The organism is Caulobacter sp. GW821-FHT10C03, assembly GCF_059415485.1.
On record NZ_JBWKNI010000007.1, the window covers coordinates 163,577 to 187,791 of the forward strand.

The 24,215-nt window shown below is 70.8% G+C and carries 19 protein-coding genes; 11 read left to right on the forward strand and 8 right to left on the reverse strand.

Annotated features, from left to right (window positions below; all coding sequences use genetic code 11):
* Positions 1 to 49: 49 nt before the first annotated feature.
* The 4 genes from AC07NG_RS11750 to AC07NG_RS11765 all read right to left on the reverse strand — a co-directional run bounded on the left by AC07NG_RS11750 (position 50) and on the right by AC07NG_RS11765 (position 6,075).
* On the reverse strand, positions 50 to 2,242 hold the full coding sequence (locus AC07NG_RS11750; RefSeq protein WP_492854720.1) for a TonB-dependent receptor: 2,193 nt from the start codon (positions 2,240 to 2,242) through the stop codon (positions 50 to 52).
* A gap of 327 nt (positions 2,243 to 2,569) precedes the next feature.
* A complete protein-coding gene (locus AC07NG_RS11755; RefSeq protein WP_494594220.1) occupies positions 2,570 to 3,595 on the reverse strand; it encodes a LacI family DNA-binding transcriptional regulator in 1,026 nt (341 codons plus the stop codon).
* A 77-nt stretch (positions 3,596 to 3,672) separates the two neighbouring features.
* Positions 3,673 to 5,136 carry a phospholipid carrier-dependent glycosyltransferase gene (locus AC07NG_RS11760; RefSeq protein ID WP_494594221.1) on the reverse strand — a complete coding sequence of 488 codons (1,464 nt, stop codon included), beginning with the start codon at positions 5,134 to 5,136 and terminating at the stop codon, positions 3,673 to 3,675.
* A 3-nt stretch (positions 5,137 to 5,139) separates the two neighbouring features.
* Positions 5,140 to 6,075 carry an intradiol ring-cleavage dioxygenase gene (locus AC07NG_RS11765; RefSeq protein ID WP_492854716.1) on the reverse strand — a complete coding sequence of 312 codons (936 nt, stop codon included), beginning with the start codon at positions 6,073 to 6,075 and terminating at the stop codon, positions 5,140 to 5,142.
* A gap of 204 nt (positions 6,076 to 6,279) precedes the next feature.
* On the opposite strand from AC07NG_RS11765, the gene AC07NG_RS11770 reads away from it, so the two are divergent.
* The 10 genes from AC07NG_RS11770 to AC07NG_RS11815 all read left to right on the forward strand — a co-directional run bounded on the left by AC07NG_RS11770 (position 6,280) and on the right by AC07NG_RS11815 (position 16,895).
* On the forward strand, positions 6,280 to 6,897 hold the full coding sequence (locus AC07NG_RS11770; RefSeq protein ID WP_494594222.1) for a lytic transglycosylase domain-containing protein: 618 nt from the start codon (positions 6,280 to 6,282) through the stop codon (positions 6,895 to 6,897).
* Positions 6,894 to 7,184 (forward strand): TrbC/VirB2 family protein, encoded by a 291-nt coding sequence (locus AC07NG_RS11775; RefSeq protein WP_492854713.1) that lies wholly within the window; start codon positions 6,894 to 6,896, stop codon positions 7,182 to 7,184. The genes AC07NG_RS11770 and AC07NG_RS11775 overlap by 4 nt, the downstream gene beginning before the upstream one ends.
* Before the next feature lie 6 nt (positions 7,185 to 7,190).
* Entirely contained in the window at positions 7,191 to 7,475 is a 285-nt protein-coding gene (locus AC07NG_RS11780) for a VirB3 family type IV secretion system protein (RefSeq protein ID WP_110119444.1), read from the forward strand.
* A 10-nt stretch (positions 7,476 to 7,485) separates the two neighbouring features.
* The gene (locus AC07NG_RS11785) at positions 7,486 to 9,951 is read left to right on the forward strand and encodes a VirB4 family type IV secretion/conjugal transfer ATPase (RefSeq protein ID WP_494594223.1); all 2,466 of its coding nucleotides are present in this window, start codon (positions 7,486 to 7,488) and stop codon (positions 9,949 to 9,951) included.
* Positions 9,948 to 11,123 (forward strand): type IV secretion system protein, encoded by a 1,176-nt coding sequence (locus tag AC07NG_RS11790; protein WP_494594224.1) that lies wholly within the window; start codon positions 9,948 to 9,950, stop codon positions 11,121 to 11,123. The genes AC07NG_RS11785 and AC07NG_RS11790 overlap by 4 nt, the downstream gene beginning before the upstream one ends.
* Positions 11,120 to 11,944, forward strand: coding sequence for a TrbG/VirB9 family P-type conjugative transfer protein (locus AC07NG_RS11795; protein WP_494594225.1), 825 nt, complete (start codon positions 11,120 to 11,122; stop codon positions 11,942 to 11,944). The genes AC07NG_RS11790 and AC07NG_RS11795 overlap by 4 nt, the downstream gene beginning before the upstream one ends.
* Entirely contained in the window at positions 11,934 to 13,010 is a 1,077-nt protein-coding gene (locus tag AC07NG_RS11800) for a TrbI/VirB10 family protein (protein ID WP_494594226.1), read from the forward strand. The genes AC07NG_RS11795 and AC07NG_RS11800 overlap by 11 nt, the downstream gene beginning before the upstream one ends.
* A complete protein-coding gene (gene virB11, locus AC07NG_RS11805) occupies positions 13,007 to 13,999 on the forward strand; it encodes a P-type DNA transfer ATPase VirB11 (RefSeq protein WP_494594227.1) in 993 nt (330 codons plus the stop codon). The genes AC07NG_RS11800 and virB11 overlap by 4 nt, the downstream gene beginning before the upstream one ends.
* Positions 14,000 to 14,121: 122 nt before the next feature.
* On the forward strand, positions 14,122 to 14,856 hold the full coding sequence (locus AC07NG_RS11810; protein WP_110133148.1) for a response regulator: 735 nt from the start codon (positions 14,122 to 14,124) through the stop codon (positions 14,854 to 14,856).
* A complete protein-coding gene (locus tag AC07NG_RS11815) occupies positions 14,853 to 16,895 on the forward strand; it encodes an ATP-binding protein (protein ID WP_494594228.1) in 2,043 nt (680 codons plus the stop codon). The genes AC07NG_RS11810 and AC07NG_RS11815 overlap by 4 nt, the downstream gene beginning before the upstream one ends.
* Positions 16,896 to 17,853: 958 nt before the next feature.
* On the opposite strand, the gene AC07NG_RS11820 is transcribed toward AC07NG_RS11815, so the two are convergent.
* Together AC07NG_RS11820 and AC07NG_RS11825 are read right to left on the reverse strand one after the other, a co-directional pair.
* The gene (locus AC07NG_RS11820) at positions 17,854 to 20,625 is read right to left on the reverse strand and encodes an exo-rhamnogalacturonan lyase family protein (RefSeq protein ID WP_492857141.1); all 2,772 of its coding nucleotides are present in this window, start codon (positions 20,623 to 20,625) and stop codon (positions 17,854 to 17,856) included.
* A 116-nt stretch (positions 20,626 to 20,741) separates the two neighbouring features.
* Positions 20,742 to 21,887, reverse strand: coding sequence for a pyridoxal phosphate-dependent aminotransferase (locus AC07NG_RS11825; protein WP_494594229.1), 1,146 nt, complete (start codon positions 21,885 to 21,887; stop codon positions 20,742 to 20,744).
* A gap of 91 nt (positions 21,888 to 21,978) precedes the next feature.
* Between AC07NG_RS11825 and ybaK the strand changes: the two genes are divergently transcribed.
* Positions 21,979 to 22,452, forward strand: a complete 474-nt coding sequence (ybaK, locus tag AC07NG_RS11830; RefSeq protein WP_487290505.1) for a Cys-tRNA(Pro) deacylase — start codon at positions 21,979 to 21,981, stop codon at positions 22,450 to 22,452.
* Here the strand turns inward: ybaK and AC07NG_RS11835 are convergent.
* The gene (locus tag AC07NG_RS11835) at positions 22,449 to 23,126 is read right to left on the reverse strand and encodes a hypothetical protein (protein ID WP_494594230.1); all 678 of its coding nucleotides are present in this window, start codon (positions 23,124 to 23,126) and stop codon (positions 22,449 to 22,451) included. The genes ybaK and AC07NG_RS11835 overlap by 4 nt on opposite strands.
* A 67-nt stretch (positions 23,127 to 23,193) precedes the next feature.
* Positions 23,194 to 24,204 carry a tRNA dihydrouridine(20/20a) synthase DusA gene (dusA, locus tag AC07NG_RS11840; RefSeq protein WP_494594231.1) on the reverse strand — a complete coding sequence of 337 codons (1,011 nt, stop codon included), beginning with the start codon at positions 24,202 to 24,204 and terminating at the stop codon, positions 23,194 to 23,196.
* Between the last annotated feature and the right edge of the window lie 11 nt (positions 24,205 to 24,215).

Here is a 24,215-nt window from a genome sequence, read left to right on the forward strand (position 1 = left end):
CACGCCCGGCGGGCAGGGTCCGCCGGGCGCGAGGGGGAAGTAGAGAAGGCTAGAAGGTCACGCCCAGGCGCAGGCCGTAGGTGCGCGGCGGTGCGTAGTATTCACCGGCCCCGTTGGTGGCCAGGCCCGTCGTCGAGTTGGGCGACGAGGCGGTGCGGACCGTGTCGTCCTCGAGGTTGCGGACATAGCCCTGCAGGGTCCAGCGATCGTCGGCGCTGGCGTAGGTCAGGCTGACGTCGGTCTTGGTGAAGGCCCCTTCCCGGTTCTGGGCGAAGCCGTGGTACTCGAGGTTCTTGGCGCTTTCGTAGTGGCTCTGGATCCGCCCCGTCAGCGTGCCGCCGAAGCTCAGGTCCCAGATGTGCTGGTAGCCGAGGTTGATGCTCCACTCCGGCGTGCGGGCCATGCGGCAACCGGAGAAGTCGGTCGAGCGCGGCGCGGCGGCCGAGTAGTTGGTCGTGTAGCAGGCCGCCACCGACGCATTGGCGCTGTTGTTGGAGAACGAGTCCCCGCGCGGCAGCACGAAGTCGGTGTATTCGGCGTGCAGCCAGCCCAGGGTGGCGTCGATGCGGTCGTGCTCGGTGATCGCCAGATTGGTCTCGAACTCCAGGCCGTAGATCTTGGCCTTGTCGGCGTTGAGGGTGACCGTGGCGTCCTGGCCGCCGATGGTGCCCAGGGCGCTGACCTGGAAGTCACGATAATCATAGAGGAACGCCGTGGCGTTCACCTGCAGACGGTTGTCGAGGAAGCGGTTCTTCACCCCGGCCTCGTAGGAGGTGATCTTCTCCGGCGCGTAGACATTGTCGGTGACGCCGTCGTAGTAGCCGCCCGCCTTGTAGCCCGTGGCGATGTTCGCATAGAGCATCGAGGTAGAGGTCAGGTCGAAGTCGGCGCCGATCTTCCAGTTGGTGGCGTCCCACTTGGCGTTGGCGATATTGGCCACCACCGTCGAGACGATCGCCCCGCTGGAATTGGTCAGGTAGGTGCCGCCCGTGCGGCCCTTCTTGTCTTCGGTGTAGCGCAGGCCGCCGGTGACGCGGAACCGGTCGGTGACCTCGTAGGTGGTCTGGCCGAAGACGGCGATGCTTTCGGCGGTGATCTCCGGCTGGATGAACGACAGGTACGAGTTGGTCGCCAGGAAGACCCGGAAGTCGACGTTATTGTCTTCGGTGAAGCGGTAGAGGCCCACCACCCACTTCAGCTTGCCCGTGTCGCCGCCCAGGCGCAGTTCGTGCGACCAGGTGTAGTCCTTGCCCAGGAAGTAGTTCGGCGCGCCCGTGCTGGCGTTCTCGCCGCTGCGGTCGAGCTTGGAGAAGTTGTAGCCGACCAGATAGGTCAGGGTCGCGAAGCCCAGCTCCCAGTTGGCCTCGGCGCCGGTGCTGAAGAAGCGGTTGTTGCGATAGATGTTGGTGGCGCAGTAGCAGGTCCAGGGATCGCCGGTGACCTTGGTGGTGCCATAGGTCTGGTCGCCGCCGCCGGCGCCGCCCTGGTGCAGGTAGTCGGCGTTGACCAGCAGCGAGAAGCTGTCGCTAGGCTTCCACAGCACCCGCACGCGGGCCGACTTGTCGTCTTGGTCGTAGCGGTCGTTGCCGCCGGTGCCGGGGCCGGCGTTGATGGCGTTGACGTAGCCGTCGTGGCGGCTCTGCTGGAACGAGGCGCGGACGGCCAGATCCTCACCGAGCGGCACGTTGATCATGCCCGAGGTGGTGATGGCGCTGTAGTTGCCGACGTCGAGCGAACCTGCGCCCTGGTACTCGCCGAGGAGCGGCTTCTTGGTGATGACGTTGATGGCGCCGGCGGTGGCGTTACGGCCGTAGAGCGTGCCTTGCGGGCCGCGCAGCACTTCCACGCGGTCGATGTCGTAGAACAGCGCGCCCAGCGAGGTGGCGCGGGCCTGGTAGATGCCGTCGATGTGGTAGGCCACCGCCGGGTCGCCGACCTCGGTGGTGTTGGTGCTGCCGATGCCGCGCAGGAAGACCTGGGCCGTGCCGGCGCCGCTGTTGGTGATCTGCAGGGCGGGCACCTGGCTGGCCAGGTCGACCACGGTCTTGACCCCCTGGGATTCCAGCTTGTCGCCGGTAACCGCCGAGACGGTCAGCGGCGTCTTTTGCAAGTTCTCACTACGCCGCTGAGCGGTGATGACGACCTCGTCGAGCTGCACGGCTTCGCCCTCTTGGGCGAAGGCGGCGGGCGCGTTGAAGCAGACGACCGCCAGGGCGGCCGAAGCGAAGAGCATGGTGCGCATGTCTGTCCCCTTTCCTGCGCGGACCGGACGACGGATCGACGCTTTCGCGTCGCCGGTTCCAGCCGGTTCCCGGCGCCGTTTTGGACGTCCGGGATATGTTTCCTCCGCCCCTTGTCCCGGGGCTTGAGCCGACGCTGCGTTGGCGGGATGTCCCGACGACGACAACGTTGTCGTAGATTGACATCACGATACGACAACGTTGTCTATGCCATTTTCAGAAGACACCGCTGTCTGGAATTTTGATCGCTAAATCATGGAAATTAAGGGATTCAGAATCCCAAAAATCTCGAAAACTCGACCACAACACACCTCAACCGACCCGAGAGCTTAGGGCTTCGGAGCCGCTGACGAGCCGCGCTCCACGAGGTGATAGTCGAGCTGCCTGGCGGCCGTGCGGTTGCGGAAACGGGGGTCGCCGAATCCTTCGATCAGCATCTGCGCCGCCGCCTCGGCCATTTCGGCGATCGGCTGGTGCACAGTGGTGAGGCTGGGCCAGGAGGATTCCGCCAGCGGACCGTCGTCGAAGCCGACCACGGTGAGGTCCTGCGGCAGGGAAAGGCCGCGCTTCGACGCCGCCGAGATCACGCCCAGGGCCATGGCGTCGTTGGCGGCGAAGATCGCCGTCGGCGGCTCGGGCGCCGACAGCAACCGGTCGCCGGCCTCTAGCCCCGACAGCGGCATGAAGTCTCCGTCAGCGATCCATTCGGGCCGCACCCGCGCGCCGCGTTCGGCCATGGCGGTCATGTAGCCCTCGCGCCGGCGACGGGCCGAGCCGTGGTCGGCGGGGCCGTCGATGAAGGCGATCCGCCGATGCCCGAGATCCCACAGGCGGGCGGTCATGTCGTGGGCGGCCTGCTGGTCGTCCATGAACACGTAGGGCGAGCGGCCGAAGTCGCGACCGGGCGCGACGCGCACATAGGCCAGCCCCTGGGCCTCGATGGTCGCCAAAATCTCGGGGTCGTCGCAGATCGGCGGCGTCAGGACGAGACCGTCGAAGCGTCCGGCCTTCAGCGCCTCGGCGAAGGTCGGCCCCCTGCCCTGCCCCAGGTCGTCGACCTGCTCGATGACGAGGTGATAGCCGGCCCGGCGGCAGGCGCGCATGGCCCCGACCTGAACTTCGCCGACATAGTGATAGGCGCCGACCCGCATGAAGACCACGCCGATCAGATAGCTGCGACGGCTCGACAGCGAGCGGGCCGAGACGTTGGGGCGGTAGCCCAGCTTGGTGATCAGGTCCTCGACCCGGGCGCGGGTCTCGGGACCGACGCCTTCCTCGCGGTTGATCACCCGCGAGACGGTCTTGATCGAGACGCCCGCCTGCTTGGCGATATCGACGATGGTGATGTCGCTCATGCGTCCCGCTCGGCCCTTCGCGGACCACCGCGAACGCCTGTGGTAGCGGGCGACGCGATCACCTCGCAAGCCCTGCCCTAACGGCAATCGACGACGCGGGGATCCAGCAGGGTCCGGGCGGCGCAGGCCGCGTGGGTCAGGGGGCGGTGATAGGTGAAGGGCGCGTAGAACAGGAAGCCCAGCAGCACCGCGCCCGCCCCGCCGGCCAGCAGCAGGCCGCGCCGGCGCGCGAAGACCGGCCAGCGGGCGCAGGCCTCATCGAAGGCCAGGACCGCCAGGGCCCAGCTGAGCAGCAGCCCCGGGAAGTAGTGATAGAGGTACAGGACCCGCTGCTGGGCCAGCACCAGATGCGCGGCCATGAAGATCGCCCACCCCGCCAGCAGGGCCAGCATCAGGCGCCGACGCGTGGCGACCCCTTCGTCCCGTGGCCCTGGCAGAACGAGCAGAGCCGCCGCGCCGAGCACGCCCAGCAGCCCGATCGTCCAGCCCGCCGGATTGCCGGCCAGCTGCAGGTAGCTGGTCGTGCGGCCGTCGCTGTCCCAGCGGTAGTTGATCGCTCCGCCCATCACCGGCCAGGCCAGGGGCGAGGAGCCGTTCGGGTCGGCCTTGGGCGTGCCGGCGAAATCGCCGGCGATGTAGCGCCGATAGTCCGCGCCTGCCGCCCAGACCACCGCCGGCGACAGCGAGCGTTGTCCTTCGAGGAAGGCTCGGTAGGTCGGCGAGACGAAGGCGGCGTCGCGCGCGCCGGCCGGCTCGCCGCGCATCGGCGGCAGGGGCGCGACCGCCAGGTGGACGACCATTGTCGCCACGATCGCCGCCAAACCGCCGACCGCCAAGGCGCCGGCGTGAATGGTCGCCGTTCGCCACGGACGGGGTCCGCACAAAGCGAGCGCCGGCAGCAGCAGGCCGATCGGGGCCAGGACGAGCGCATTCAGCCGCACCATCGCCGCAAGACCGATCAGGCCGCCGAAGGCCAGGGCCTCGACGAGCCTGGGGCGTGGTCGATGCGCGGCGATGGCCAGGACCAGCAGCGCCCCAAGCACGAAGGCCGACTGGAAGGCGTCCAGATGTCCGGCCCGGAACTGCACGGCCAGGGCGTTGTCGAAGATGTAGAGATTGGCGAAGGCCAGGGCCGCGCCCAGGCCGCCGGTCAGCACCAGGGCCAGCCGGAAGAACAGCGCCGCCCCGAGCACGCCGAACAGCACCGAGGCGGCGCGGACGCCCCAATAGCTATAGCCGACGGGGACGTCCTCGCCCTTGACCGACTTGGTCTCGGCCAGGCGATGGACCGGCAGGTTCTGATTGTCGTCGACGACCAGGGCGCCCGCCGCGATCAGCATCAGGCCGAGCGGCGGGTGCGAGGCGAACTGGGCGGTGCGCTCCAGATAGCGCTGGGTCGAGGTCAGGTAGTAGGCCTCGTCCCAGATCGGTTGGCTCGGAGAACCCAGGCGCGGGACGATGACGAGCGCCGACAGCACGGCGACCAGCAGGGTCGCCCGCCATCGCTCCTTCGCCGTCGCTCCTCCCGCCCCCACGGCCATGCGTCAGACCGCCAGGCCGACCACGACCGTGCCGGTGTAGCCCGCCGACACGCTGCCGCTGAGACTGGGCGTCTGGGCGGCGATCTGGGCGCTGGTGTTGTCGCCGAAGACGTTGTCGCTGGCGATGGTGATCGCGGCCTTGTTGGTGACGCTGGCGCTGTAGCCGGTGGCTCCGGCGTAGACCGTGTCGCAGGCCGCGCTGGGCATGGCGAACTGCGAGACCAGCACGCGGTTGGCGTAGCCCGTGGCCGTCGCCAGGCTGGGATAGACCTCGAAGTGGATGTGCGGCCAGCGGCCCGAATAGCAGCCCGGGAAGATGGTGGTGAAGGTCACCTGGCCGTTGCTGTCGGTCACCTGCACGCCGCGCAGGTAGTTCTCGCTCTGGATGCCGCTGGAATAGAGCGAGTAGGTGCCGTCGCGCGTGCAGTGCCAGATGTAGATGGCGTAGCCCGACAGCGCCGCGCAGCTGTTGTTGGTGTTGACCAGGGTGATGGTCAGGGTCAGCTGCACGCCCGGCGCCGTGGTCGTCGAGCTGCCGAAGCTGGACCGGATGTCGCTGCGCACCACGCCGCTGACGGCCAGGATGTTCGACACCGTGCCGTTGACGCTGTTGGAGCCGTCGCTGGGATAAGGGCCGTTGGTCTCGGTCGGGTCGGCGATGCAGCTGCTGACCGAGGACGAGCTCGACGAGCTGCTGCTGGAACTGGAGCTCGAGGAACTGGACGAGCTGGAGCTCGAGCTGCTGCTCGACGAGGAAGACGAGGTCGAACCGCCCGAGCTGGAGCCGCCGCCTCCGCCGCAGGCGGCGACCAGGGCGGCCGTGCCGCCCGTGGCGAGCCAGGCCAGCATGCGGCGACGCTCGACGATGCGAGCGGTCATGATCGCCAGGTCATGCTGCAGGCCCAGATCGTGCTCTTCGATGGGGTGGTCGTCGTGCATGATGTCGCTGCTCCTCCGTGCGTGCGTCCGGAACTGCCGCCCGCGTTGCTCGGGCCGGCGCTTCGGCGTCCTGCTTTTGAAACAGTGTAATTCGCTGGAAATATGCCGGATGGGTATTTCGGGCGTATCAGCACCCCGAAAGGCGATACAAAACCAATACATAACGACAAATTGCGGACGACTTGACCTCCCAATACTGGCTGCATGGGTTGGGAGCCGCAAAGATTCCGTACTTTTCAGCAGCAATCGCGAAAGCTGGCGGCCGCCTGCGGCCTGGCGCTGGCCGCGACCGGCGCGGCCCACGCGCAGGTGTTGCAGATCGAAGACGACGGCGCGGTGCGCCAGGTCGGCGGCGGCTGGCCCCAGACCATCGAAACCGCCCCCGCGCCGCTCGCTGAAACCACGAACATCCCCGCGCCCTATCGCGACGCCGTGCTGGCCGCGGCCGCGCGCTACGACCTCAGCCCCGCCCTGATCGACGCCGTCGCCCGCTCGGAGTCGGGCTACGACGCCAAGGCCGTTTCGCCGGCCGGCGCGATCGGCGTGATGCAGCTGATGCCGGCCACCGCCCGCGCGCTGGGCGTCGATCCGACCGATCCCACGCAGAACATCATGGGCGGCGCGGCCCACCTGCGCGCCCAGCTCGACCGCTTCGACGGCGCCGTGGACCTGGCTCTGGCCGCCTACAACGCCGGCGGCGGCCGGGTGGTCCAGTACGGCGGCGTGCCGCCCTTCAAGGAAACCCGCGCCTACGTGGCGACCAATCTCGACCGGCTGGCCAAGGCCGCCGCTCCCCCTGCCTTTTCTGGAGAAGCCCCATGACCGCCCGCCTGTTCACTGCCGTCACGGCCGCTTCCCTGGCCGTCGCGGCCCCGGCCTTCGCCAGCCCGCAGGGCGCCCAGCCGATCGCCAACGCCGTGGCCTGGGTGCAGGGCACGCTGCTAGGCAACGTCGCCACGGCCGTGGCGGTGATCGCCGTGGCCATGGTCGGCTTTCTGATGCTGACCGGCCGCATGAACTGGCGGTTCGGCGCCACGGTGGTGCTGGGCTGCTTCATCCTGTTCGGGGCCGGCACCATCGTCGCGGGCATCCGCGCCGCGGCGGGCTGACCGGTCATGGCCGACCTCGTCCGCACCCCGATCTTCCGCGCCCTGACCCAGCCGCAGATGTTCGCCGGCGTCACCTACAGCTTCTTCGTGATCAACGGGATCGTGACGACGGAAGCCTTCCTGGTGACCCGCTCGTTCTGGGCGCTGATCGTCGCGGTCGTGGTGCACGCGATCGGCTACGTCGCCTGCCTGAAGGAGCCGAGGATCTTCGACCTCTGGCTGACGCGGGTGAGCAAATGCCCCCGCGTCGGAAACTGGCGCCGCTGGCGCTGCAACAGCTACGCCCCCTGAGAGCATGGCCATGACCCGCGCAAAGCCCAACTGGACCGGTTTCGCCGCCTGGACGCAAGGCGAGCAGCGCGCCGGCGACCGCCTGCCCTATGACGGCCTGATCGACGAGCGCACCGTGCGCCTGCGCGACGGCTCGCTGATGCAGGTGCTGCACCTGGAAGGCTTCGCCTTCGAGACCGCCGACACCGAGGAGCTGAACCACCGCCAGGCCCTGCGCGAGGCGGCGCTGCGGGCGATCGGCGGCTCGCGGTTCGTGGTCCGCCACCACATCCTGCGCCGTCGGGTGCAGGCGGGGCTGACGGCCAGCTTCTCCGATCCGGTCTGCCGGATGATCGACCAGCGCTGGCAGGCGCGGATGGCCGGCCGCAGCCTGTTCGTCAACGACCTGTTCCTGACCATCCTGCACCGCCCGGCGCGCGGCAAGGCGGGGCTGGTGGACCGCGCCGCCCGCCTGCTGAACGCAGGCATGGGCGAGACCGCCCGCCAGGCGCAGGAGGCCCGCGACCTACGCGACCTCGACGCCGCCCGCGAGGCGCTGAGCGCCGCCCTGCAGGCCTATTGTCCCCGCGCGCTGGCCAGCTACGAGACCCCGGCCGGCCGATGCTCCGAACCGCTGGAGTTCCTGTCGGCCCTGTTCAACGGCGAACTGCGGCCGATGCTGTGGCCGGCTGGCGACGTCGGCCAGCACCTGCCCTATCGCCGGGTCAGCTTCGGCCTCGACGCCCTGGAGCGCTCGGACCTCGGCGAGGGCAAGGACTACGCGGCGATCCTGTCGCTGAAGGACTATCCGCCCTCGGCCGCGCCGGGGATGCTGGACGCACTGCTGCGCCTGCCTTTCGAGATGACCCTGTCGGAGAGCTTCGCCTTCGTCGATCGGCAGATCGGGCTGGAGCGGGTGGACACGGCCCTGCGCCGCTTCCGCGCGGCCGACGACGACGGCGCCAGCCTGCGCCAGGGCCTGGTCGAGGCCAAGGACGACCTGTCGTCCGGCCGCTCGGCGCTGGGCGAGCACCAGATGAGCCTGCTGGTCCGCGCGCCGGACCTCGCCAGCCTGGACGGCGCGGCGGCGGCCTGCCTCTCGACCCTGGCCGACCTGGGCGCCGTGGCGGTGCGCGAGGACCTGGGCCTGGAGCCGGCCTTCTGGGCGCAGTTCCCAGGCAACGAGGCCTATGGCGCGCGCCGGGCCCTGATCTCGACCGGCGCTTTCGCCAGCCTGGCCTCGCTGCACAGCTTCCCGACCGGCCGCGCCAAGGGCGTGCACTGGGGCCAGGCGATCACCGTGCTCGAGACCACCTCGGCCACGCCCTATTTCTTCAACTTCCACGCCGCCGACCTCGGCAACTTCACGATCATCGGCCCGTCGGGCTCGGGCAAGACAGTGGTGATGAACTTCCTGGCCGCCCAGGCCCAGAAGGCCCGCCCGCGCACCGTGATCTTCGACAAGGACCGCGGGGCCGAGATCTTCGTGCGGGCCATCGGCGGCGGCTACTCGGTGCTGCGGCCGGGCGAGCCGACCGGCTTCAACCCGCTGCAACTGCCCGACAGCCCGGTCAACCGCGCCTTCCTGCGCGACTGGATCGCCCGCCTGGCCTGCGGTCCGGGCGAGACCCTGACGCCGGACGAGGCGGCGCTGGTCGCCGGGGCGGTGGACGCCAACTATGACCAGGATCCGGCCTTCCGCCGCCTGCGCTACTTCCGCGAACTGCTGGGCGGCCGTCGCCGTCCCGCGCCGGGCGATCTGGCCGCGCGGCTGGCGCCCTGGTGCGGCGAGGGCCCGCACGCCTGGCTGTTCGACAACGAGACCGACCGCCTGGATCTGGACGCCAAGGTCCTGGGCTTCGACATGACCCAGCTGCTGGACTCGCCCGTCCTTCGCACCCCGGCGATGATGTACCTGTTCCATCGCGTCGAGGAGCGGCTGGACGGCGAGCCGACCATGATCCTGATCGATGAGGGCTGGAAAGCCCTGGACGATCCGGTGTTCGCCGCCCGCATCCGCGACTGGATGAAGACCCTGCGCAAGCGCAACGCCATCCTGGGTTTCGGCACCCAGAGCGCCCGCGACGCCCTGGAAAGCCAGGTCTCGACGGCGATCATCGAGCAGGCCGCCACCCAGATCTTCATGCCCAATCCGCGCGCCCAGGCCGAGGATTACGCCGACGGCTTCGGCCTGACCGAGCACGAGCTGGACCTGGTGCGCGCCCTGCCCGCCCACGCCCGCTGCTTCTTGGTCAAGCACGGCGCCCACAGCGTGGTGGCGCGGCTGGACCTGTCGGACATGCCCGAGATCGTCACCGTGCTGTCGGGCCGCGAGACCACGGTGCGCCGCCTGGACGAACTGCGCCGGCGGCTGGGCGACCACCCGGCCTTCTGGTGGCAGGAACTGACCGGGACGCCCTATCCCGGCCCGACGCCGGTGGCGGTCATCGCCGCCGCCAGCGAGGACGTCATCCCGCTGCGGAGCGCGGTCTCGTGAGCGCCTGCCCCGCCCTGCTGACCGCCGACGGAGGTCTGGCCGACGGCATGGCGGCGCTGGACTGCCAGCTGAACCTGGCGGTCAGCGCCGGCTACGGCCGGCTGTTCGGGATGGGCGGCGTGTTCGGCGCGACCCTGACCGGGCTGCTGACCATCTATGTCGCCTTCGTCGCCTACGGCCTGATCACCGGCCGCACGCGCCTTGGCCTGTCGACCCTGACGCCGCGCATGGTGGTGCTGGGCCTCGTCCTGACCTTCGCCACCGCCTGGCCGGCCTATCAGGCCGTGGTCTACGGCCTGCTGACCGGCGGGCCCGACCAGATCGCCTCGGCCCTGCTGGGCGCGCCGCACGGCGCGGCCCGGGCCTTCGCCGCGCGGCTGGACGTGGTGTTCGAGCAGGTGGCGGATCTGGCCAAGGACCTCGGCCAGGCCGGGCCAGCCAACGACCCGCAGGTGCAGACGGCCGTCAAGCTGACCTGGGCCAGCGCCCTGATGCTGCTGATCAGCACGGCGGGCCTGCTGATCGTCGCCCGCATCGTGCTGGCGGTGCTGCTGGCGGTCGGCCCCGTGTTCGTCGTGCTGGCGCTCTTTCCCCGCACGCGCGGCCTGTTCGAAGGCTGGATCAAGACCGCCAGCGCCCTGGCCTTCACCCCGATGCTGCTGACCCTGGGCGGCGCGGGCGTGCTGGCGGCGCTGGGACCGGTGATCGCCGCCATCGGCGACGACCCGGCCGCCGCTGTCGCCGAGACCCGCCCGATCCTGACCCTGTTCCTGGGCTCGATCATCTACGTCCTGCTGCTGCTGGCCCTGGCCTGGGCGGCGTGGAACATCACCCGCGGCTGGCGGCCGTTCGGCGGTTCGAGCGAAGCCGCGCCGGCTTCCGCCGAGCCGGCGCGGACCATGCAAACCGCCGCCGGGCCTGTAGGCGCAGACGGACGCGCTGCGCTCGACGCCCGCACGGCCGCCGTGGTCGCCGCCGTCTCCGCTCCGCCAACGACGCGACCTGACGCCCCCGCCGACCGCCGCGTGGAGATCGCCCCGCAAACGACCGCCGCGTACTCGGCCGCGCCGTCCCCGCGCCGCGCCACCGCACGCCCCCGCGCCGAGGGCCTGGGCCAGCGTCATCGCCCCCAACCCGCCGCCTCCCCCCTGACCGCGAACCCTGGATCATGAGACACGCCCTGCTCCTGCCGGCCCTCGCGGCCGCGCTCGCCCCCTTCGCCGCTCAAGCAAATGACGGCCGCATCCGGATGGTCGACTACGACGACGCCGTCGTGGTGCGCGTCGACGGCTGCTTCGGCTTCCAGACGATGATCGAGTTCGCCCCCGGCGAGCGGATCGAGAACGTCGGCCTGGGCGACGCCGCCCAATGGCTGGTCGCGCCCAACAAGCGCGCCGACATGCTGTTCGTGAAGCCCGCCTACAAGACCAGCCACAGCAACATGACGGTCTCGACCGACAGGCGGCGCTACAGCTTCGAGCTGGTCGCCAGGCCGACGGCGGCCTGCGCCAAGGGCCAGGTGGTCTACGACCTGCGCTTCCGCTATCCGCACGAGCCCGCCGTCGAACTGGCCGGCGCGGCGCCCGTTCCGACCGCGCCCGCCGAGCCGGTGGTTCCGCCGCCCGAGCAGCGCAATCTCGCCTACACCTTCACCGGCGCGGCCGACACCGTGCCGATGCGCGTGTTCGACAACGGCAAGGCGACCTATTTCCGGTGGTCCGAAGGCACGACCACGCCAGCCGTCTACGCGGTCGCCACCGACAAGTCCGAGAGCCTTGTCAGCTTCACCTCGCAGGGCGACTGGCTGGTGGCCAGCCAGGTGGCGCCGGCCTTCGTGCTGCGGCGGGGCAACGCCGTGGCCGTGCTGCACAACGATTCCTACCAGACCCCCGCGCTCGACGCCGCCTCGCCGCAGCCGCGCCCCGAGCCGCCGGCAAAGCGCTCGCGCCTGGCGCTGTTCTCCTCCAGCAAGGGCAAGTCCGATGTTCGCTGAAGCCGACCGCTCCGGACATGACCCGCGCCGCCGGCTGTCGGCCGACGACCTGAGGCTGGCCTCGACGACCGCCGCGCCGGACGTCGCCCGCCCGCCTTCCGCCGCCGACGGCCTGGGCCTGGCGGCGGGGGTGGTCGCGGCTGTCGCCCTGGGCGGGATCACCCTGCTGACCCTGAACGCCAGGCGCACCGCGCCGCCGCCCGCAAGGCCGGAAGCCGCGCCGGTCGCCACGCTCGCCGCAACGCCGGCGCCGCCCGCGCCGGTGGTCCTGGCCGCCGCTCCACCGCCGCCCGCCGCCGCGCCCCAGGTCGCGCCCGAACCGCCGCCGCCCGTCGGGGTGGATCCGAACCAGTCGCGGGCCGGGCCGATGGTCATCGACAACACGGCGATCGAGGCTTCGGCGCCGCGCGTCTCGGGCGGACCGGCCGCCTCGGCCGCGCCGCAGGGACAGCTCAGCGCCGACGAGCAGTTCGCGCTGCGGGCTGGAAACGACGCCCCGCCCAGCGCCCGCGCCTCCAGCCTTTCCGACCCGGCCGGCACCGTCGTGCAGGGCGCGATCATCCCGGCGGTGCTGGAGACGGCGCTGAACTCCGACCTGCCCGGCTACGCCCGCGCCATCGTCAGCCGCGACGTGCGCGGCTTCGACGGCACGCGAGTGCTGATCCCGCGCGGCAGCCGGCTGATCGGCCAGTACAAGAGCGGCGTCGCCACCGGCCAGAGCCGGGCCTTCGTGGTCTGGACCCGCCTGATCCGCCCCGACGGCGTCTCGGTGCAACTGGCCTCGCCCGTCACCGACGAGACCGGCCAGGCCGGGGTCGGCGGCAAGGTCGACCGCCACTTCGCCCAGCGGTTCGGCGCGGCCATCCTGCTGTCGGTCGTTTCCGGCGCGGCCTCGTCGCTGGGGAACGGCTCGTCGAGCACGGTGGTCATCGGCTCCAGCGGCGACGCCTCCAGCGCCGCCAGCCAGGCCCTGCAGACCGACGGCAAGATCTCGCCGACCATCCGCGTCGCCCAGGGCACGCCGGTGCAGGTGTTCGTCGCCCGCGACCTGGAGTTCGGCCGGTGAACGCCCCGGCGGCCTTTCCCCCGCAGGACGTCTATCTGCGCACCTATCTGGCGCCGTTCGCGCCGTGGCTGGAGCGCGCCGACGTCTCGGAGATCCTGGTCAACCGGCCGGGCGAGGTGTGGATCGAGACCGCCGGCGCACGGAGCATGCAGCGCGTGCTCGTGCCCGCCATCGACGACCGGCTGCTGGAGCGGCTGGCGACCCAGGTGGCGCGCTGGACCTTCCAGGGCGTCAATCGCCAGAGCCCCCTGCTGGCCGCCACCCTGCCGGGCGGCGAGCGGTTGCAGATGGTCGGACCGCCCGCCACCCGCGCCGGCTGGGCCCTGGCTATCCGCCGCCACCGCCTGGCCGACCTGGACCTTGAGGCCTTCCGCAAGGGTCCGCTGCCGCCGCCCGCCGCGCCGGTCGCGCCCGAAGCCCTCGACGCCGCCGCCCGCCAGGAGCCGATCGAGTTCCTGCGCCAGGCCGTCGCAGCGCGGAAGACGATCCTGATCTCGGGCGGCACCTCGTCGGGCAAGACCACCTTCCTCAACGCCCTGCTGCGCACCGCGCCTATCGAGGACCGCATCGTGCTGGTCGAGGACGCGCCGGAACTGGCCCTCTCCCAGCCCAACGCCCTTGGCCTGGTGGCCGTGAAAGGCGACGAGGGCGAGGCGCGGGTCGATGTCGACGACCTGCTGCAGGCCGCCCTGCGGCTGCGTCCCGACCGGATCATCCTGGGCGAGATGCGCGGCCGCGAGGCGGCGACGTTCCTGCGGGCGATCAACACCGGCCACCCCGGCTCGCTGAGCACGGTGCACGCCAGCACGCCGCGCGGCGCCTTGGAGCAGATCGCCCTCATGACGATGCAGGCGGGGCTGGCGCTCTCGCGGCGCGAGACCATCGACTACGTCTCGACCATGGTCGACGTCGTCGTGCAGCTGGGCCGAATCGGCGGCGAACGGCGGATTCTCGACATCCTCACGCTCAACTGCGGAGCGGAACGATGATCGGGTTTCCCGCCTCGGTCGCAAATACCACCCCCGCGCGACGTCGTGACGCGCATAGAGGCCCGCTTGCAGCCCCTCCCCCTATGACTCGGAGCCTTTTGGTGTGTCATAGTCCAGACGCGATGACCCCCGACGCCTCGATCACCGAGACCGCGACCGTCCTCCTGGTGGAAGACGACGACGTCCTCCGCCGCGAGATGGCCGGCTACCTCGGCGCCCAGGGCTACGCCGTGCGCCAGGCCTCGACGGTCGGCGCGGCGCGCGAGGTGCTGGACGCCCGCGCCGTCGATGTGGTCGTGCTCGACGTCAACCTGCCCGGCGAGGACGGCCTGTCGCTGTGCCGCCAGCTGGCGCGGGGCGACGGCCCGGCCATCCTGATGCTCAGCGCCATGGGCGAGCCGGTCGACCGGATCCTGGGCCTGGAGCTCGGCGCCGACGACTACGTGGTCAAGCCGATCCCGCCGCGCGAACTGCTGGCCCGGGTCAAGGCCCTGCTGCGCCGCCGCAGCGCCGCCGGCCCGCCCGGCAAGAACCCCAAGCGCAATACCTACGCCTTCGCCGGCTTCCGCCTGGACCTGGCCGCTCGCCAGCTGACCGCGCCGGGCGGGACGCTGCTGCTGCTGACGCGGGGCGAGCTGGCCATCCTGTCGCTGCTGCTCGACAACGCCCGCTCGGTGGTGTCGCGCGAGGACCTGCTGACCGTCATCCGCGGCGAGGCCGCCGAGACCGTCGGCCGCGGCGTCGACCTGCACATCAGCCGCCTGCGCCGCAAGATCGAGGCCCAGTGCGACCAGGAACTGATCAAGACCTATCGCGGCGTCGGCTATGTGCTGGACGCCAAGGTGGTGGTCGAATGAAGTCACTGGTCGCCTCCTTGCGCCGGCCCAGCGCCCCGATCGCCCTGCAGATCGTCGCCCTGCTGCTGGCCAGCCTGGTCGTGGCGCAGCTGGCGACCCTGGCGCTCACCTTGCTTCTGCCGCCCAAGCCGCCGGCCCAGCACAGCCTGGCCGACATCGCCGCCGGCCTGAAGGGCGGACCGATCGACGCCAGCGAGACCCGTCCGCTGGTGCGCACGGTCGAGAAGGAGCCGCCGTCGCTGTCGAGCCCCGGCTGGGTCGCCTCGGAGAAGTCGAGCGCCGATCTCGCCCGCCTGCTGAACGCCGATCCCGACGACGTGCGCCTGCTGTTCTACGCGCCGCCGCCCTTCGCCGGCGCGGGCGCGGCCAGCCGCCGGGCCGACGCCGCCGCCCTGCCCTTCACCGCCGTGCTCGGCTCCAGCGCCTACGCCCAAGGGCCAGCTCCCGGCGGCCGGGCCATGGGTCCCGCCGGCGGCGGCATGATGGCCCAGCCGTCGGTCGGCCCGGGCTCGGTCGGCTTCCCCGTCAGCGCCGCCCAGAACAATCCCGCCATGTGGCGCGCCGCCCGCGCGGCCCTGGCCGGCGGCAACAGCGGCGCCCGCTCCGACTACCGCCCCGGCGGGACGCCTTCGCGCTATGGCCAGCAGCGCTTCCCCGGAACCAGCGCCGGCGGCGTTCCGCCGGGCGGGATCATCGGCGGCGGCGCCCCGCCGCGCGTCGGCCAGCGCCTGCAGCCGCGCTTCGCCACCGACCCGCTGTTCACCGCCCCGTTCCGCTCGTCGAGCTTCACGATCGGCGCCCCGCAGGCGGTCGATCCGATCGAGGCCCTGCCGCCGCCGGACACCAGCGACGACGACGCGCCGGTGACCAGCCACACGGTCGCCGTCGCCCCGGCCCTGACCGCGCGCGCCAAGCCGACCAGCGAGACGATCGGCGCCGCGCCGCGCCTGGCCTCGGCCGCGCCCGCCAAGCCCGTCGCCAAACCGCAGCCGCAAGGCCGCCCCCTGGCCGCGCCGGTGGCCCGCGGCCTCTTCGGCCTGGCCCCCGCGCCCTATATCGAGGGCGACTTCGTGGCCGCCATGCGCGTCTCCGACGGCCGCTGGGTGACCCTGCAGCCCAAGCCCGAGGGCTTCCCCAACAGCTGGCAGCGCCGCGTGCTGCTGTGGTTCCTGGTCTCGTTCGCCATCGTCGGCCCGATCGGCTACGTCTTCGCCCGCCGGCTGGCCGCGCCGCTGGCCGGCTTCGCCGACGCCGCCGAGGCCCTGGGCCGCGACCCGTCCTCGCCGGTGCTGGCCGCCGACGGACCGGCCGAGGTCGGCCGCGCCGCCCGCGCCTTCAACCAGATGCAGGCGCGCCTGACCCGGTTCATAAACGACCGCACGGCGATGATCGGGGCGATCTCGCACGACCTGCGCACGCCCCTGACCCGCATGCGCTTCCGGCTCGAGCGGGCCTCGCCCTCCCTGCGCCGCGAGATCGGCCAGGACATCGACCAGATGGAGGCCATGATCAATTCGGTGCTGGCCTTCATGCGCGAGAACGCCGAGGCCGGCGCCCGCCAGCACGTGGACCTGCGCTCGCTGCTCGAATGCGTGGTCGACGACGCCGAGGTCACCGGCGGCGACGTGGCCCTGGAGCCGGGCCAGACGCCGCAGGTCGAGATCGACGTGCTGGGCCTGCAGCGGGTGTTCACCAACCTCGTGGACAACGCCGTCAAGTACGGCGACAGCGCCCGGGTCAGCCTCTATGTCGACGGCGACGAGGCCGTGGCCGAGATCCGCGACAAGGGTCCGGGCATGAGCGAGGACGAGCTCAAGCGCGTCTTCACCCCCTTCTACCGCAGCGTCGCGGCCCGCACCTCGACCAAGCAGGGCGTCGGGCTTGGCCTGGCCACCTCGCGCTCGACCGTCCGGGCGCATGGCGGCGACATCCGGCTGGAGAACGTCGAAGGCGGCCTCATGGCCCAGGTCCGCCTGCCGCTCGCCGCCCAGCGCGGCGGCTCGCAGACCGAACCGCCGCTGCCGATCGCCGCGGAGTGATCCTTCTCCCCTTGCGGGAGAAGGTGGCGGGCGGCGAGGAACCTCCCCCTCTGGGGGAGGTGATCGCGCAGCGATCGGAGGGGGGAGTTGGTGCGAGATATCCGCCGCCTCGAAAGCTGAAAACGCCCCCCCACCGGCCTTCGGCCGCCTCCCCCACAGGGGGAGGTTCCTTGAGCGCATGGCTTCTCTTCCTCACGCGGTGAACCGCTGAGCTGTCGAAGGGGAACGGAGCGCCCGGGCGACGCCCGGAGGTGTGTAGACAGATACCGTTTCGACGAAGCCTAGACGCTCCGCGCGGTCGTTGGACTGCCGGCTTCCCGGGCGGCGGCGCTCTTAACGCCTTACCAGGACCATCCGCCGGGTTTCCCGTTTGGACGGCGACGAGGAGAGGGGTGCTCTGTAATCCTCGCCCAAGCCGACGGCGGGCGGGCCTGGCCAGCGCCAGGTCCCCGGACGCGACGGATCTTCCCAATCCGCCCCAGTCCCGCTCGATCGCATCCCGCCGCCGCATGGTCGCTGGCCGCGCGCCCCTTCGGTGCGGCGAGACCCAGTGATTATGCGGCGGTTCTGAGCGCGTCTGATCCAGGGCGGCGAGAAAGTTGCAAGTGGCTGGATTGGTTGGGGTTTGATCCACGCTCGACGGGGATAGACGGCGTTGTATCCCCGTCCGCGATCCTTCTCCCCTTGCGGGAGAAGGTGGCGGCCGAAGGCCGTCGGATGAGGGGTCTCTCAAACTTGAGACGCATCACCCGGCCTGACCGCCGCATGCGGTGTTGGGTTCTGAGAGACCCCTCACCCGACCTGCTTCGCAGGCCACCCTCTCCCGCAGGGGGAGAGGGATCCGTTGTCCCGCTTTCGCGGGGATTTTACGGAGGGAGGGGATCAAGCACAGCGCCCAGTCTCGCCCCCTCCACCACTTCGTGGTCCCCCTCCCCCGTTGCACGGGGGAGGAGCAGGTTCAGAACGCGTCCTTGCCGGCGTCGCCGCCGTTGGAGCGGCGGGGGGCGGTGGGGAGTTTGGCGCGGGCGGCTTCCAGGGCGTCGCCGACCAGGGCGAGGTTCTGGATCGCCGCCAGGCCCCATTGCGAGCTGGCGTTGGTCGAGACGCGGGGGATCTCGACGATCGGCTCGATGACGGCCGGGCCCTCGATGCGGCGCTCGGTGGCCACCGCGCCGATGCCCAGGCCCGCATCGCCGCTGAAGAACTCCAGCCAGGCGCGTTCGGCCAGGGCCGCGTCCTTGCGCTGGAAGGCGGCGTAGGCGGTCAGGCGCGAATGGCCTTCCTTGAGGTTTCGCCCCTTGGCCGGCGCGCCGGTCTTGGCCCGGAACTCGGCGTCCGAAGCGTTGTAGAACTGGCAGTAGTCGAGCCAGGCGTTCTTGTAGGCCGGGTCGTCGATCAGCTGGAACAGCTCGGAGTGGACCTCGACCGCGCCGAACACCGCGTTGAGGTGCGAGACGCTGACCTTGTCGCCCGCGCCCAGGAAGCGGCCGGTCTTAAGGTCGAAGTCGGCGCCGCCAGCGAACCACTGCTGCTTGAAGCCGGCGATGCTGTCCATACCGGCCAGCAGGCGGTCGCGCCAACGCTTGTCGCCGGTGCGCTCCCACTCGGTGAGCCAGGCCGCGGCGAAGGCGCTCCAGCTGGTGCCGAAGCCCATGTCGACGACGCCCGGCGGATGCGAGGCGGGACCGCCCGGCAGCTTGCGGCTGATATCGACGCGGCTGAGGGTCTCGTCGGCGCCGATCAGGTCGTGCATCAGGTCGCCGACCCGCTCGTCGGCGGTCAGGTAGTAGTAGTAGCGGCGATAGGCGGCGTTGGAGACGCGCGGCTGCTTGGAGCTGTCGGCCCAGTGCTGGACGCCGTGGCGCGTGCCGAAGCCGCGATAGGGTCCGAGATGGCAGACGTCGACCTCGCCGGTGTGGCGGGTCATGGCCTCGGCGAAGCGGAAGACGTCGGCGCGGCCCGAGCGCACGAACGACAGCCACAGCCACAGGTCCGGCGACAGCTCGGAATTGGCCCAGGCGAAGCCGCCGATGTCGTAGCGCCAGACGTGACGGTCGCTGTCATAGGTGTGCATGACGTCGCCGTGGTTCCAGAAGCCGTACCAGCGGCGCTGTTCGACGTCCTTCATGTAGAAGTCGAGCAGGCCGTCGTTCTGGTCTTCGATGACGCGGCGGGTCGGGGTGGAGCGATCGACCAGGCTCCAGTCGCCGAACACCTGCGCCGCCTTCAGGCGGGCCGGCGTGGCGACCAGGCGCGGGGCGGCGCGCAGGCGGCCGGCCATGGCCGCGAACTCATCCCGCGACGGGGTGGTCGGCAGGGCCCAGAGGGTGATCTCGTTGGTGCGGGCGATGCCCAGCGGGCGACCCCAGCCCTTTTCGTAGTCCTCGTAGGTGATCTCCAGGCCTTCGCGCTCGGCGGCGTGATCGGTCTGGCCCAGGCCGTCATGATAGAAGCGCAGGTCCATGGCCGGCGCGTCCGGCGACCACAGCCAGATGGTGAACTCAGCCGCGTCGGTATGGGCGTGGCGGATGTCCAGGCGCGTGGGGCAGCGCTTCCAGAAGTCGGTCAGGGCGAAGGCGACGCCGCCGCTGGCCCCGCCGATATAGCCCAGGCCCGTGGCCCGGCCGCTGGTCACCGCGTCGATCCAGCCGTGGCCGGCCTTGGTGCGCTTGCGGATCGAGAAGCCGTCGGAATTGGGCTGGCTGAGCGTGAAGTCGCCCCAGGCCGGGATCAGGTCGAGGCGCTTGGAGACGGTCGGGGCCATGCCCTCCAGCCCCGGGGTCTTCTGGCCGGCCACCTGGGCGTCGCGCCAGGCCTTGCCGGGATCGCGGCGCAGGCCGGTCAGCGGGCGCACGCCCTCGCCCCATACGCCGTCGCCCTCGCCCGAGAAGCGGACGTGACGGTCATAGAGGGCGTCGGTCAGCGGGGCCGCGCCAACGAGGCCGAGGCCGCGCAGGAAGTCGCGGTTCTCGTCGCCGTCGAAGATGAAGCTGTGCATGATCCGCAGCGAGCGGGCGCCGGCATGGACGTAGAGGCGCAGGGTGAAGGGCAGCCAGGCGCGCTCGCCCTGGCGGTGCTTGCCTTCCAGCTTCACGACGGCGCGGACCGGGCCCTTCTGCTCGACGGTGACGGCCGTGACCTCGCCCTCGAAGCGGGTCTGGGTGACGGGGCCGTCGTCGAGGTCGGGCTTGTCCTGGGTCAGGGCCACCAGGCGCACGTCGCGCAGGGTCTCGCGGCCGGCCACCGTGGCGCGGGCGATGACGTTGGGACCCTTGCGGGGGATCAGCCAGGACTGCTCGCCGCTGACGATCTCGACCGCGTCGGCCGTTTCACGCACCGAAACCGCGGCAGCGGGAGCGACCGGCTTGCCGGGCTGAACCTTGAGGGCGACGGCGCCGAGGCCGGCGCCGGCGGGGATGGCGTGGCCGGTCCACTTCAGCGAGCCGTCGGGCCAGTAGGCCAGCGGCCAGGTCTGGACGGGCACGGGCTGGCCGTCGGCGCCGGCGATGGTGAAGGTCGTCCTGGCCTTCTGGGCGCGTCGCGGCCACGGCAGGCCGAAGGTCTGGCCCTCGTGGGCGGCGGGCGGCGCGCCGTCGAGCCAGCGGACGCCGTCAGCGTCCAGCGCGACGGGGGCCGGAGCGGCGGCCTGAGCGGCCTGGGCGGCGACGGGGACCATGGCCCCGGCCACGGCGGCCGTGCGCAGGAAATCGCGGCGGTTGAAAGGATCCATGGCGGTGCGCCCTCCCGTACCGGGGCGGTCGAGACGCCGCGCAGACGGAAGACTACCCGCCCATTCAACACCGGAACGAGCGCAGGTTTATTCTCACATAATGGATAGTCAATGCATTATTTGGAATATGCGGTTTGAGCCGCGAACCAGGGCGTGATGCGCTCCAGCGCTTCCTTCACCAGCGGCGTCGATACCGCGAAGCTGAAGCGGATGAAGTGTCGTCCCTCGACCGGGTCGAAATCGAGGCCGGGGGCCGTCGCCACGCCGGTCTCGCGCAGCAGGCGCTCGCAGAAGGCCAGGCTGTCGTTGGTCAGATGGCCGATGTCGGCCCAGATGTAGAAGGCCCCGTCCGGCGGGGCGATGGCGGTCAGGCCCAGGGTCGGCAGGGCGTCGAGCAGCAGCTGGCGGTTGGCGCGGTAGACGGCGACGTGGCCTTCCAGCTCGTCGCGGGCGTCCATGGCGGCCAGGCCCGCGTGCTGGCTGAGCGACGGCGCGGTCAGGAACAGGTTGCCGACGAAGGCGCGGGCGCGGACCACGAGATCGGCCGGCGCGACCAGCCAGCCGAGACGCCAGCCGACCATGCTGAAGTACTTGGAGAAGCTGTTGACGATCAGGGCCGTCGGCTCGAATTCCAGCATCGAGTGGGTCGGGCCGACGTAGCTCAGGCCATGATAGATCTCGTCGGAGACGATGCGGATGCCCCGCTCGCGGCAGACGTCCGCTATGGCCGCCAACTCCTCCGGCGGGATGATGGTGCCGGTCGGGTTGGCCGGGCTGGCGATGATGACTCCCGCCGGGGCTGGATCCAGGGCGGCCAGGGCCTGGGCGGTCAACTGGTAGCGGCTCTCCGGACCGCAGGCGATCTCGACCGGCGTCAGGTGCAGGGCCTTGAGGCTGTTGCGGTAGGCGACGTAGCCCGGCCGGGCCAGGGCCACGCGGTCGCCGGGCGAGAAGGCGCTCGACAGGGCCAAAACGAGCGCCGGCGAGGCGCCGCAGGTCAGGATCACCTGCTCGGCCTCGATGGCGACGCCGTAGGTCTCGGCGTAGTGGCGGGCGATGCGGGCCTTGAGCGCCGGGCTCTCCCAATAGCCCATGCCGTCGCTGTCGAGCACCTGGTGGGCGCGGGCGATGGCGGGCGCGGGCGCGCCGGTCGAGGGCTGGCCGAACTCCATGTGGATGACAGAAGCCCCCTCCCCCTTCAGCTGGTGCGCCAGGCGGCTGATGCCGATGGCGTGGAAGGGTTCGATCTCGGCGCGGGTCATCGGCAGGCGGTCCGTCGGAAAACAGAGGCCGACTGCTAGACGGGTTTTGCGGTTTGCGCCATCAACCGCGACAGTTGAAGGGGGATGACCGATGTCCAAAAGCACGCCCGCGACCCTGGCGCTTTCCAAGGCCGGCGTCGCCTTCGAGGTGGCGACCTACGACTATGACCCCAACGCCGAGCGCGTGGGCTTGCAGGCCGCCGAGGCGCTTGGCGTGGAGCCCGGCCAGGTGCTCAAGACCCTGATGGCCCAGGTGGACGGCAAGCCGGTCTGCGTGATCGTGCCGTCCGACCGCGAGGTCAGCATGAAGAAGCTGGCGGCGGCCTTCGGCGGCAAGGCGGCGGCCATGATGAAGCCGGCCGACGCCGAGCGCCTGACCGGCTTCAAGGTGGGCGGGGTCAGCCCGTTCGGCCAGCGCAAGAAGGTCCCCACCGCCATCGAGGACGAGGCCTTCGTCCTGGAGCGCGTGTTCATCAACGGCGGCCAGCGGGGCCTACAGGTGCTGCTGGCCCCGGCCGACGCGATGGCCGCGGCGGGCGCGATCCGGGCGGCGCTGGTGGCCTAGAACCGGTACGTCAGCCCGATCTGGGCGACCGGGAAGTACTTGAAGTCCTTGGCGTCGTCGCGGACCTCGGCTTCTTCCTCGCGCAGGCGCTGCTGGAAGGTGGGGTCGTTGGAGAGCGTGCCGCCCGAGGCCGTCAGGTCGACCTTGGGGCTGTCGCTGAACGACACGCCGCCGAGCACCCGGAAGCCCCAGCCGCCGTCGCCGCTGAAGGTGTTGTCCCAGCCCAGGCCCAGGAACGGCTGGGCGTCGGACAGCTCGACATCGCCGGTGATCGTGCCGATCTGGGCGGGGGTGAAGGTCGCGCCGCCGATCTGGGTGTTCTCGGTGGGCGTGCCCGAAAGGTTGATCTTGCGCTTACCGAAATAGCTGCCGCCCGAGACGAAGAAGCCGCCCTGCATCGGATGCCAGTCGAGGAACAGGCCGGCGGTCTTGGACTTGACCTTGCCGGTGTAGGCGACGCCGCTGTAGGTCTCGTCGTGGTCGAAGTCGAGCCAGTCGCCGCCGCCGCGGACCACGAAGCTGTCGTTCAGGCGATACTGGGCCTCGAGCCCGATGCCGGGCGTGCCGATGTTGCCGCCGACGGCGAAGTTTCCGCCGTCCTGGGCCATGGCTTGAGAACCGGCGGCCGCCAGCAGCGCCGCGCCGACACTCGCCACGAAAAATCGAATCTTCATTTCAGGACGTCCCTTGAAGTCTTGTTCGGGCGGCAAACCCTTGAAAGACGACAAGAGTTCCTAAGGCTCAGCCTGCGGCCGACTCCAGTCCCCTCGCCTCGCGCTCGTCGACGGCGCGACGGACGGCTTCCAGGGCCTTGTCGACGACCGCGATCCCCGCGCCCTCGGCCACGCCCTCGACGGTGAGGATCCGCCGCCAGGCCCGCGCGCCCGGCAGGCCGTGGAACAGGCCCAGCATGTGGCGCGTGATCCCGGCCAGGCGCCAGCCCTCGGCCAGGCTGCGCTCGATATAGGGGCGGTAGCGCTCGACGGCCTCGAAGGGCGAGACGTCGGGAACGTCGAGGCCGTAGACGCGGCGGTCGACTTCGCCCAGCAGGCCGGCTTCGTGATAGGCCGCGCGGCCCAGCATGACGCTGTCGACGTGCCGCAGGTGCTCCAGCGCCGCGTCGACACTGGGCACGCCGCCGTTGATGGCGATGAACAGGTCCGGGCGCTCGCGCTTGAGCCGATAGACCAGCGGGTAGTCGAGCGGCGGGACGTCGCGGTTTTCCTTCGGCGACAGGCCCTGCAGCCAGGCCTTGCGGGCGTGGACGATGAAGCTGGTGACGCCGGCGGCGACGCACTTGTCCACCAGGGTGAACAGCGCCTCCTCCGGATCCTGGTCGTCGACGCCGATGCGGCACTTGACCGTCACCGGAACCTTCACCGCGTCGGCCATGGCCGCCATGCACTCGGCCACCAGGTCGGGCTCGCGCATCAGGCAGGCGCCGAACCGGCCGCTCTGCACGCGGTCGGACGGGCAGCCGACATTGAGATTGATCTCGTCATAGCCGTAGTCCTCGCCGATGCGGGCGGCGGCGGCCAGGTCGGCGGGCTCGGACCCGCCCAGTTGCAGCGCCACCGGATGCTGGTCGCCCGAATAGCCCAGCAGCCGCTCGCGATCGCCGTGCAGCACGGCGCCGGTGGTGACCATCTCCGAATAGAGCAGCGCCTGCGACGACAGCACGCGATGCAGCGACCGGCAGTGGCGGTCGCTCCAGTCCATCATGGGCGCAACGGAAAATTTCGTCATAGGCATTTGATTTTACT